Below are 9,797 nucleotides of genomic sequence, written 5' to 3'. Positions count from 1 at the left end.
GCCACGAGCGCCGGATGCGTCGGATGCGAAACCTCGGTCTCCTGAACGACGGCGACAGGGACGAGGACGACGACGACGACGACGGTCAGACCGAGGGCCGGCGCGTCGGCTGACGCCGGTCAGACCACCGGCGGGCGACCTCGTCGCGTCATCGCAGCGATGGTCCGCCATCGCATCGGACGCCTCGGGCCCGGGTCGCCGCGCCACCCCTCGGACCACCCGGCGAACCATGGCCGCAGCGCCGCGCGTCCCGACGCCGTCCGCACACCGCGCAGCACCGCCACGGCCGTCCAGGTCGCGACGTACGCCCAGGTGAACGGCCACGGCAGGTTCCGGCGCGCCAGCCACACACGGTTGCGCGCGTTCAGCCGGTAGTAGAAGTCGTGCCGGGCCGGGTCGATCGCCGGGTGGGCGCACCGCAGGTCCCCTCGGTACCAGACCTCGTACCCCGCGTCCCACACCCGCCATGCGAGCTCGATGCCCTCGTGCGCGTAGAAGTACTCGTCGCCCCAGCCGCCCGCGGCGTCGAAGGCTGCTCGCCGGACGACCAGCACGCCCTCCCACAGCGAGAACGCGGGCGAGGAACGGCGCGGGTCGCCCTTGCGCATCCGGGGGATCCACCGCGTCGGCGCCTCCTCCCCCGGGCTCTCGACGCGAGGCTGGACCACCCCCAGCCGCCGGTCGTCCGCGAACAGCTCCGAAGCCCTCGCGAGGAAGTCCGGGTCGACCAGGCGCGCGTCGTCGTCGACGAAGAGCAGCAGGTCGCCCGTGACGTGGGGCACACCGGCGTTGCGGCCCGCCGGGATCCCGAGGTTCTCCGGGAGCGCGAGCGTCGCGACGCCCTCGGGCAGGTCGACCGGAGCCCATCCGTTGCCGACGCACACCACGTCGACGTCGACCCCCTGCTGGGCCAGCACCGAGTCGATCGCGGCGCGGAGGTCGTCAGGGCGCTTGCCCTGGGTCAGGATGACGGCTCCGACACGGGGGCGTACGGCGGTGGTCACGCGAGCCACCGTACCCGCGGGCCTCAGGGAGGCTCGCTGCCGGTCAGGACGCGACAGCGTCGCCGTACGTCACGGCGAGCCGCCCCGCGGGTGCGACGTCGACGATCAGCGCAGAGGCCCGGACGGCGAGCTGGCCCGAGGTGTGGAGGATCCGGAAGCGCCCGCCCCGTCCACGGCTGAGCTCGACGACCTCGGGCAGGTCCGTGGGGCGTCGGCGCAGCCGCTCGCGCCACGACGGACGCCAGACCGGCACTCGGACGCCGTCGAACGTGAGCACGACGTGGACGGGCACGTCCCCGAGCGGCGAGGAGTCCTCCGAGATCGCCAGCGACACCGACAGCTGCGGCGTCATCCCGCCGTGGAAGGAGACGTGCTGGAGCCGCGAACCAGGGATGCGGGCGAGGATGTCGCCCGCCCACAACCCGTATCCGCGCGCCCGGTCGGAGAGTGTCACGGGCCGTCGCATGAACGCATCACAGCACATCGAGCGGTCACGCTCGCGCTGCCACGCGGGCTCACCGACCCGCCAGCATGTCCTCGAACGAGGACGTCAGGGTGAAGGGATCGGCTGCCGGAGGCGCCTCCCGTGCCGCGACAAGCGCTGCCAGCTCGCCGCCCGCCCGCTCGATCCGTTCCTGCAGAGGACCGGTCGCGCCGTCCGCCCCGCCCCAGTCCTCGGCCGCGGCGAACACCGCGGTCGGCACGACGACCGCGCGCAGGTAGGCGAACAGCGGCCGCAGGGCATGCTCGAGCGCGAGCGAGTGGCGTGCGGTCCCGGCGGTGGCCGCGATCAGGACCGGCTTGGCCGCCAGTGCGTCCTTCTCGAGGACGTCGATGAACGACTTGAACAGCCCTGAGTACGAGGCCGTGAAGATCGGCGTGGCGACGACGAGACCGTCTGCGGCGACGACATCGTCGATCACGGTCTGCAGCCCTGCCGGGGCGAACCCCGTCAGCATCGCGTCGGTGATGTCGTGCGCGTGCTCGCGGAGCCCGTGCACCCGCACATCGGCGTCGATGCCTCGGGTGAGCAGTCCGTCCCGGACGGCCTGCGTGAGCCGGTCGGCGAGCAGTCGCGTCGAGGACGGATCGCTCTGACCGGCACTGATGACGGTGATCGTGCGGCTGGTCATACGGTCGCCTCCTCGGTGCTCTCCTGGACGGACGTGCCGGTGACGTCGTCGCCGTCGGCATGGACGGTGGCGTCGTGGCCGCCGCCGGCAGCGGCCACCAGCGACGCGTGGGTGGGTGCGTCGGGGACGTGGTCGGGCTTGAGCGCCGCGAACTCCTTGCGGAGGACAGGCACGACCTCCTCGCCGAGGAGGTCGAGCTGCTCGAGGACCGTCTTGAGCGGCAGGCCCGCGTGGTCCATGAGGAACAGCTGGCGCTGGTAGTCGCCGACGTACTCCCTGAACCCGAGCGTCCGCTCGATCACCTGCGCGGGACTGCCGACGGTCAGCGGCGTCTCGCGGGTGAAGTCCTCCATGCTCGGCCCGTGCCCGTAGACGGGTGCGTTGTCGAAGTACGGTCGGAACTCGTCGACGGCCTCCTGGCTGTTCTTGCGCATGAAGACCTGTCCACCGAGACCCACGATGGCCTGGTCGGCGGTCCCGTGTCCGTAGTGCTCGAACCGCTGACGGTAGAAGGCGATCATCCGCTCGGTGTGGCTCGCGGGCCAGAAGATGTGGTTCGCGAAGAAGCCGTCACCGTAGTACGCGGCCTGCTCGGCGATCTCGGGACTGCGGATCGATCCGTGCCAGACGAAGGGCGGCACCCCGTCGAGCGGGCGCGGCGTCGAGGTGAAGCCCTGCAGCGGCGTACGGAACTTGCCTTCCCAGTCCACGACGTCCTCGGTCCACAGGCGTCGCAGCAGGTGGTAGTTCTCGATCGCGAGCTCGATGCCCTGCCGGATGTCCTTGCCGAACCACGGATAGACCGGGCCGGTGTTGCCGCGGCCCATCATCAGGTCGTTGCGGCCGTCGGAGAGGTGCTGCAGCGTCGCGTAGTCCTCGGCGATCCGGACGGGATCGGTCGTCGTGATGAGCGTCGTCGACGTCGAGAGGATCAACCTCTCGGTCTGTGCGGCGATGTAGGCCAGCGTCGTGGTCGGCGCGGACGGGATGAAGGGCGGGTTGTGGTGCTGCCCGGTGGCGAAGACGTCCAGTCCCACCTCCTCGGCCTTCGTGGCGATCGCGACGGTCGCCTTGATCCGCTCGTGCTCGGTCGGTGTCCGGCCCGTCGTGGGGTCGGTCGTGACGTCACCGACGGTGAAGATCCCGAACTGCATCGTGTCCTCGTCTCCGACCGCGTCTGCGGTCTCACACCAAAGTAGTGCACAGTTCAACTAAATGACAACGCGCGCTATTCCCCTACCGTGGGTGGATGGCGACAGACTCCGCGCTCGATGCGCTGCGATCCATGCTTCTCGACCGCGTCGACCGCACCGACGAGCTGGTCGATGCCCTCACGGACGACCTCCCGACACCGATCGGCACCTACCGCCCGGACGGCGAGGCCAACACCGTCTGCTGGCTGCTCTGGCACCAGGCACGCGTGCTCGACGACCACGGCGCGGATCTCGCGGGCACGCTCCCGGTCTGGACCGACGGCGGATGGTACGACGAGCTGCGCCTCCCCTTCACGAAGGAGGCCACCGGGTACGGCCAGTCCGCCGACGAGGTGGCCCAGGTCGTCGCGAGCGGCGGACAGCTCGCCGGCTACCACCACGACGTCACCGCGCGGGTGCGCGACTACCTCGCAGCGGTGGACGTGGCCGAGCTCGAGCGCGTCGTCGACCGACGGTGGGACCCGCCGGTCACGGCGGCGGTCCGGATCGTCAGCATGCTCGACGACAGCGTCCAGCACCTCGGCCAGGCGGCATACGTCCGCGGCCTGGCCGAGCGTGCAGGTCTCGGCGACGAGTGACCGTCAGGCCGTGTCGATCAGCACGATCGGGTCTGCCGTCGGCTCCTTGGAGCCGCCGGCCGGCTCGACGCTGATCGCGACCGCGGTGACGCCCGAGACGTCCTCCATGACGTGCGCGCCTCTGCCACCCTGCTCATCGCGTGGCAGCACGCCGGCGCTGTGCATCGTGCCGTCGCTCTGGGTCCACATCTGGTAGTCGTACCCGTCGGCGAGCTTCGGCAGGTCGGCGACGACCATGACGGCCTTCGCGAGATCAGCCGACTGCACCACGCTCACCGTTCCGCCACCCGCGACCGGCGCCGACACCATCGCGGCGTCGGGGGCCGAGAGGACCTCGGTGATCGCGGCCTGCTGCGCCTCGATCTGGTCGGCCTGGTCGCGCTGGGACACCCCGAAGACCGCGGCACCGACCACGAGGGCGAGCGCGGCCGCAGCGACGAGCACGCGGGTGGGCCAGCCCTTCAGCCGGCGCCGGCGTCCGCCGAGCTCCACGACCACCGGACGCTCCTGCGGCGTCCGAGCGATCGCGTCGAGGACGCCCTGCCGCAGGTGCGGAGGCGCCACGACCTCCTCGGCGGCACCGAGCCGAGCGGCGGTCACGAGGAACCCTCCGACCTCCTCAGCGCAGTCGGAGCACCGGCTGAGGTGAGCCTCGTACGCCTCGCGCTCCTCGGTGTCGAGGGCGTCGAGGGCGTAGGCACCGGCGAGGTTGTGGGGGTCCGTGGTCATGCCGTCACCCCCAGGCAGTCGCGCAGCCGGATCAGGCCGTCGCGCAGTCGTGTCTTCACCGTCGCCGGATTCGCCTCCAGCATCACCGCAACCTGGGCGTAGGTGTGGCCCTGATAGTAGGCCAGTCCCACGGCCTCTCGCTGCAAGTCTGTCAACGTGCCGAGGCAGCGACGAACCTGTTCGTGCTCCAGCCGCACGGTCACCTCGTCGGCGACCTGGTCGTACGCCGGACCACCGGACCAGTCGTACCGCGCGTCCCGGTCGGCCGCCGCCTGGTCGTGGCGGACGGCGTCGACGGCCCGCCGGTGGGCCAGGGTGAGCACCCACGACCGCGCCCGGCCCCGGCCGGCGTCGAAGTTCGGCGCCTTCTGCCACACCTGCAAGAACACCTCCTGCGTCACCTCCTCCGAGCGGACCGGGTCGCGCAGGACCCGGCGTACGAGACCGAAGACCGCCCCCGACAGGGCGTCGTAGACCGAACCGAAAGCGTCCTCGTCCCCCCGCGCGACACGCGCCATCAGGGCCTCGAGGTCGTCGGTCGCCGGTGGAGGGACCGCGTGCGGGTCCCCGCGTCGATCGTGCTCCGGATCTGGCATCCGTACTCCTGCGCTCGGGGGGTCTCACTGGTGATTCGTCACCGCCCACCACGTGGATGGTCCGTGGCCCGATCACATTCTCGCCCGTCGCGCCCATCCCTGTCGCGGGCGGCCGCGAAGCAGGAGCATGGTCCACCACCAAGCATCGCGCCAGGCGCTGGCAGCAGGGTCGGGCGTCCTCGCCGCCCTTGCCGGCACGGCGGCGGGTGCTGCGGTCGCGACCCTGACCGGTGGTCCCTCGCCGGTCGTGGCCGTCGGCAACGCCTTCGTCGCACGGACACCGGGGTGGCTGAAGGACTTCGCCGTGCGCCAGTTCGGGGAGGACGACAAGGCCGTCCTGCTGGCCGGTACCGCGGTCGTGCTGGTGCTGATCGCGGCAGGTGCCGGCTGGATCGGGCTGACTCACCCGAGGATCGCGGTCGGGCTCGTCGTGGTGACAGGCGTGCTCGCCGTGGCCGCGACCCTGGCGGACACCACGACGTCGGTTCCGCCGGACGTGGCGGTGCTGGCGCCGCTGGCGACGGTCGCCGTCGGCGTCGCCGCGCTGGTGGTGCTGCTCGCCCCCTTGCGCACCCCGTCGCCGCTGGGCCCACGTCGCGAGGACGACCTCCCGTCGGGGTTCGACCGGCGCGCGTTCCTGGTGGCAGCGCTCGGGACGGCGGCGGTCGCCACGGTCGGCGGAGGCGTGACGCGGCTCCTCGGGACGTCCGACGCTGCTGCGTCCCGGGCGACCGTGACGATCCCCCGGCCGATCGACGCCGCGGTGCCGGGGCCCGCAGGCGTCGACCCGCTGCGAGGCATCTCTCCGTACCTGACGGACAACCACGACTTCTACCGCGTCGACACGGCGCTCACGGTCCCCGACGTCCCCGCCGACACATGGCGGCTGCGGATCCACGGCGACGTCGACGAGGAGCTCGAGCTGACCTTCGCCGACCTGATCGCCGAGCCGCTGATCGAACGGCGCATCACCTTGACGTGCGTGTCCAACGAGGTCGGTGGAGAGTACGCGGGCAACGCGACGTGGATCGGCGTCCCCCTCGCAGGCCTGCTGCGGCGTGCCGGCGTGCGCGACGGCGCCGACGCGCTGAAGTCGACGAGCGCGGACGGCATGGTCATCGGCACTCCGCTCGAGGCGGTGCTCGACGGCCGCGACGCCATGGTCGCCGTCGCGATGAACGGCGATCCCCTCCCGCTCGAGCACGGCTTCCCCGCCCGGATGGTCATCCCCGGACTCTACGGTTACGTCTCCGCGACGAAGTGGCTCGTCGACCTCGAAGTCACGCGGTTCTCCGACTTCACGGCGTACTGGACCTCCCGCGACTGGGCCGAGCAGGCGCCGATCAAGCTCGCCTCCCGCATCGACGTCCCCCGAGGATTCCAGTCCTTCGAGTCCGGCGACGTGCGCGTCGGCGGTGTCGCGTGGGCACAGAACGTCGGGATCAGTGCCGTCGAGGTCCGCATCGACGACGGCTCGTGGGAGCCCGCGCGGCTGGCGCCTGAGGACGGGATCGACACCTGGCGGCAGTGGACGTGGCGATGGGCCGACGCCACCTCCGGCGACCACACGCTCGCCGTCCGTGCCGTCGACGCCGACGGCAACACCCAGACCTCCGACCGCGCTGACCCGCGTCCGGACGGCTCCACCGGCTGGCACAGCGTCCAGTTCTCGGTGGAGTGATCACACCATCGAAGGAAGAGGAAAAGATGATGCGCACCACCACACGCAGGACCCGCTTCATGGCGACGGCGGCGCTGCTCGCCTCGCTCACGCTCGTCACCACCGCGTGCGGCGGTGACGACTCCGACTCCGACTCGAGCTCCAGCGACTCGACGTCGAGCGCCTCGGCCTCGCCGTCGGAGTCGGCGACTGCCGACGACGCCGCGTCCGAGCTCGTCGGTCCCGGCTGCGCGGCATACGCCGAGCAGGTGCCGGACGGCCCCGGGTCGGTCGAGGGCATGTCCCAGGACCCGGTCGCGACGGCGGCAAGCAACAACCCGCTCCTGAAGACTCTCACCGCGGCCGTGAGCGGACAGCTCAACCCGGAGGTGAACCTCGTGGACACGCTCAACGGTGGTGAGTTCACGGTCTTCGCGCCGGTCGACGATGCGTTCGCGAAGCTGCCGAAGGACACCGTCGCGTCGCTGGGCACGCCCGCCGGCGCCAAGACCCTCGAGTCGGTGCTGACGTACCACGTCGTTCCCGGCCAGCTGAGCCCCGACGAGGTCGTCGGCACTCACAAGACCGTGAACGGCGCCGAGGTGGAGGTCGCCGGCTCGCCCGACGCGCTGACGGCCGGTGCGGAGGGTGCCGCGGTGGTCTGTGGCGGCGTCAAGACCGCGAACGCCACCGTCTACCTCATCGACACGGTGCTCATGCCGCCGGCGTGACCTGAGGAGACCAGACCGCCCGCCGGCCCTCCCCCACGACTCGGGGGTGGGGAGGACCGACGGGCGGTCCGTCGCGTCCGCCCTCAGCCCGAGGAACCCCGCTCGGCCTCGGACCCGGGAGACTCCGGCAGGTGCAGGTAGCCGCCGAGCAGCCGGCGGAGCCGAGCGAGCGCGCGATCCTTGGCCGGCACCGGCGACTCCGGGTCGGTCGACGAGAGACCGCGGGATGCCTGGACGATGAGCGAGTCGATGTGCTCGGCGACCGCCTCCGGCTCGGGCTCGCCGAACTCGCTGAGCGCCTCGCGCAGCGGCACCTGGAGCTGGGCGTGGAACTCCGTCATCGGACCGGCCAGGACGTGCGGTTCCACGACCCGGCTCAGCGCCTGCGCGACGGCCTGCTCCGAGCTGGCGAAGAGGTCGACGTTGGCCTCGATGTAGGCCCATACGCGGCCGCTCGGCGTGGAGGCTTCCGCCACCCTGCCCAGGACCTTCCCGGCCCAGTCGGGGAACAGCTCCTCGACGAGGGCGCCCAGCAGCTCGTCCGCCGACGCGAAGTACTGGTACACGCTGCTTCGTGCGAGGCCCGCCCGGCGACCGACCTCGCCCATCGAGGGTGCCTCGCCGGTCTCGGCCAGGATGGTGTGTGCCGCGTCCAGGAGTGCCTGGCGCTGGCGAGCGTGGTGCTCGGCCACCGTCGGCGCCGCGATCCGTGGCATGTCACTCCTTCAGCAGTGTCGGAACCTCCGACGATCCCATCAGACCGACTCGGCGACGACGGGCCCGAGTCGGCCGTCGACCATCTCGAGGACACGGTCGCAGTGGTGGAGGACGTCGTGGTCGTGGGTGACCATGATGCTCGCCACCCCGTGCTCGTGCGCCTCCCGGGCCAGCAGTCCCACCACCTCCTGGCTGCGACGGCGGTCGAGGGCCGCGGTCGGCTCGTCGACGAGGAGGACCTCGGGGCGGGTGACGAGCGCGCGGGCGATCCCGACGCGTTGCCGCTCCCCGCCGGAGAGCTCGTGCGGACGGCGCCGCGCCTTGTGCTCCATGCCGACCTCGGCCAGGAGCTCACGCGGGTCGCGGGCGTCGGCGACCTTGCCGAACGTCAACGGCAGTCGGACCTGGTCGAGGCTGGTGAGCGCCGGGACCAGGTTGCCGCTCTGGAAGACGAAACCGATCCGCTGGCGACGTACGCGCGTGAGCTCACGCGGTGACGCGGTCGTGAGGTCGACGTCGCCGAGGCGGACCTGGCCGGAGGTCGGCGTGGTGAGTGCGCCGGCCACCGCGAGGAGGCTCGACTTGCCGGAGCCCGAAGGTCCGACCACGGCCACGAGCTCGCCCTCGGCGACCTCGATGCTGACCGAGTCCAGGGCTCGGACCGTCTCGTCGCCGTCTCCGTGCAGGAGCGTGACGTCGGACAAGGACAGGACGGCGGTCATCGGCTGCCTCCCAGGGCAGTGAGGGGATCGATGCGGGTGAGGCGCACGACGGCGACCGCGGCGCCGGCGAGACCCAGCACGAGCAGCAGCACCGTGGCACCGATGACCGGACCGGCCTCGAGGGCGAACGGCATGGACGTCGTCGCGAGAGCGGCGCCGGCGGCCAGGCCGATGCCGATGCCGATGCCGGCGGAGGCGACGAGCAGGACGATGGACTGCATCAGGCTGTCGCGCAGAAGGTAGCCGGTGCTCGCCCCGAGCGCGCGGAGCACGGCGATCTCCTGTCGCCGCTGGATCGTCAGCACGGTGAAGAAGGCACCGACGACGAGCGCGGAGATGGCATAGAGGAAGCCCTGGATCAGCTGGAGCGTCGAGGTCTCGGCGGTGTAGCCCGGAGAGCCGCCGTACGACTCCTCGCGGGTCAGCGAGGTGGTGCCTGCCGCCTCGTCACCTGCGGCCAGGTCGACCTCGGCGCCGTCCTCGGCCTTGACCGCGACAGCGGTGAACTCGTCGTAGACCCGGTCGGGCACGGCGTCACCGGCGCGGACGCCCGCGCGGATCTCCTGCCACGTCTCGAGCGGGAGGTAGCCGATGTCGACGTGGCCGAAGGTGTGCTGGTCGGCGAGCACGCCGACGACCTTCAGCTCGGTGCCTGAGGGTTGCAGCACGACGGTGTCGCCGATCTCCACCCCCTCCTCGGCGGCGGTCCCGCT

General features: G+C 71.7%; 12 protein-coding genes. 3 read left to right on the top strand and 9 right to left on the bottom strand.

Translation table 11 applies throughout. The annotated features are described in order from the left end of the window. Positions 1-119: 119 nt before the first annotated feature. The 4 genes from PV363_RS12755 to PV363_RS12740 are packed head-to-tail and all read right to left on the bottom strand — an operon-like array spanning position 120 to position 3,291. Entirely contained in the window at positions 120-1,004 is an 885-nt protein-coding gene (locus PV363_RS12755) for a glycosyltransferase (RefSeq protein WP_301022502.1), read from the bottom strand. Between the two features lie 43 nt (positions 1,005-1,047). After that, positions 1,048-1,470: a hypothetical protein gene (locus tag PV363_RS12750; RefSeq protein WP_220344164.1), complete on the bottom strand. Its 423-nt coding sequence runs from the start codon at positions 1,468-1,470 to the stop codon at positions 1,048-1,050. A gap of 49 nt (positions 1,471-1,519) precedes the next feature. After that, entirely contained in the window at positions 1,520-2,137 is a 618-nt protein-coding gene (locus tag PV363_RS12745; protein ID WP_301022501.1) for an FMN reductase, read from the bottom strand. Next, a complete protein-coding gene (locus tag PV363_RS12740; protein ID WP_220344161.1) occupies positions 2,134-3,291 on the bottom strand; it encodes an LLM class flavin-dependent oxidoreductase in 1,158 nt (385 codons plus the stop codon). Before PV363_RS12740 ends, PV363_RS12745 begins: the two co-directional genes overlap by 4 nt. Positions 3,292-3,386: 95 nt before the next feature. Between PV363_RS12740 and PV363_RS12735 the strand changes: the two genes are divergently transcribed. Further along, positions 3,387-3,929, top strand: a complete 543-nt coding sequence (locus tag PV363_RS12735; RefSeq protein WP_255559413.1) for a DinB family protein — start codon at positions 3,387-3,389, stop codon at positions 3,927-3,929. Between the two features lie 3 nt (positions 3,930-3,932). Here PV363_RS12735 and PV363_RS12730 read toward each other — a convergent pair whose 3' ends face one another. Further along, entirely contained in the window at positions 3,933-4,658 is a 726-nt protein-coding gene (locus PV363_RS12730; protein WP_220344160.1) for an anti-sigma factor, read from the bottom strand. Continuing rightward, positions 4,655-5,254, bottom strand: coding sequence for an ECF RNA polymerase sigma factor SigK (gene sigK / locus PV363_RS12725; RefSeq protein ID WP_220365892.1), 600 nt, complete (start codon positions 5,252-5,254; stop codon positions 4,655-4,657). The genes PV363_RS12730 and sigK overlap by 4 nt, the downstream gene beginning before the upstream one ends. A gap of 127 nt (positions 5,255-5,381) precedes the next feature. Between sigK and PV363_RS12720 the strand changes: the two genes are divergently transcribed. Continuing rightward, the gene (locus PV363_RS12720) at positions 5,382-6,935 is read left to right on the top strand and encodes a molybdopterin-dependent oxidoreductase (protein WP_301022500.1); all 1,554 of its coding nucleotides are present in this window, start codon (positions 5,382-5,384) and stop codon (positions 6,933-6,935) included. A gap of 29 nt (positions 6,936-6,964) precedes the next feature. Beyond that, positions 6,965-7,645, top strand: coding sequence for a fasciclin domain-containing protein (locus tag PV363_RS12715; RefSeq protein ID WP_308289404.1), 681 nt, complete (start codon positions 6,965-6,967; stop codon positions 7,643-7,645). Positions 7,646-7,728: 83 nt separating this feature from the next. On the opposite strand, the gene PV363_RS12710 is transcribed toward PV363_RS12715, so the two are convergent. From PV363_RS12710 to PV363_RS12700, 3 genes are all read right to left on the bottom strand, one after another. Then, the gene (locus tag PV363_RS12710) at positions 7,729-8,361 is read right to left on the bottom strand and encodes a TetR/AcrR family transcriptional regulator (protein ID WP_220344156.1); all 633 of its coding nucleotides are present in this window, start codon (positions 8,359-8,361) and stop codon (positions 7,729-7,731) included. 39 nt (positions 8,362-8,400) lie between these two features. Then, the gene (locus PV363_RS12705; protein ID WP_220344155.1) at positions 8,401-9,084 is read right to left on the bottom strand and encodes an ABC transporter ATP-binding protein; all 684 of its coding nucleotides are present in this window, start codon (positions 9,082-9,084) and stop codon (positions 8,401-8,403) included. Beyond that, on the bottom strand, positions 9,081-9,797 hold a 717-nt coding region (locus tag PV363_RS12700; protein ID WP_301022499.1), incomplete at its 5' end, for an ABC transporter permease. The genes PV363_RS12700 and PV363_RS12705, both read right to left, overlap by 4 nt.

Source organism: Mumia sp. (assembly GCF_028803055.1).
In the GTDB taxonomy this organism is placed as follows: Bacteria; Actinomycetota; Actinomycetes; order Propionibacteriales; family Nocardioidaceae; genus Mumia.
The sequence above is the reverse complement of the archived record's forward strand: the minus strand, read 5'-3'. Positions and strand labels throughout refer to the sequence as shown.

Coding starts and splice junctions, on each gene's coding strand:
- PV363_RS12710 (WP_220344156.1), bottom strand. CDS start 8,361: ATGCCACGGATCGCGGCGCCGACGGTGGCCGAGCACCACGCTCGCCAG.
- PV363_RS12715 (WP_308289404.1), top strand. CDS start 6,965: ATGCGCACCACCACACGCAGGACCCGCTTCATGGCGACGGCGGCGCTG.
- PV363_RS12735 (WP_255559413.1), top strand. CDS start 3,387: ATGGCGACAGACTCCGCGCTCGATGCGCTGCGATCCATGCTTCTCGAC.
- PV363_RS12745 (WP_301022501.1), bottom strand. CDS start 2,137: ATGACCAGCCGCACGATCACCGTCATCAGTGCCGGTCAGAGCGATCCG.
- PV363_RS12705 (WP_220344155.1), bottom strand. CDS start 9,084: ATGACCGCCGTCCTGTCCTTGTCCGACGTCACGCTCCTGCACGGAGAC.
- sigK (WP_220365892.1), bottom strand. CDS start 5,254: ATGCCAGATCCGGAGCACGATCGACGCGGGGACCCGCACGCGGTCCCT.
- PV363_RS12730 (WP_220344160.1), bottom strand. CDS start 4,658: ATGACCACGGACCCCCACAACCTCGCCGGTGCCTACGCCCTCGACGCC.
- PV363_RS12750 (WP_220344164.1), bottom strand. CDS start 1,470: ATGCGACGGCCCGTGACACTCTCCGACCGGGCGCGCGGATACGGGTTG.
- PV363_RS12720 (WP_301022500.1), top strand. CDS start 5,382: ATGGTCCACCACCAAGCATCGCGCCAGGCGCTGGCAGCAGGGTCGGGC.
- PV363_RS12740 (WP_220344161.1), bottom strand. CDS start 3,291: ATGCAGTTCGGGATCTTCACCGTCGGTGACGTCACGACCGACCCCACG.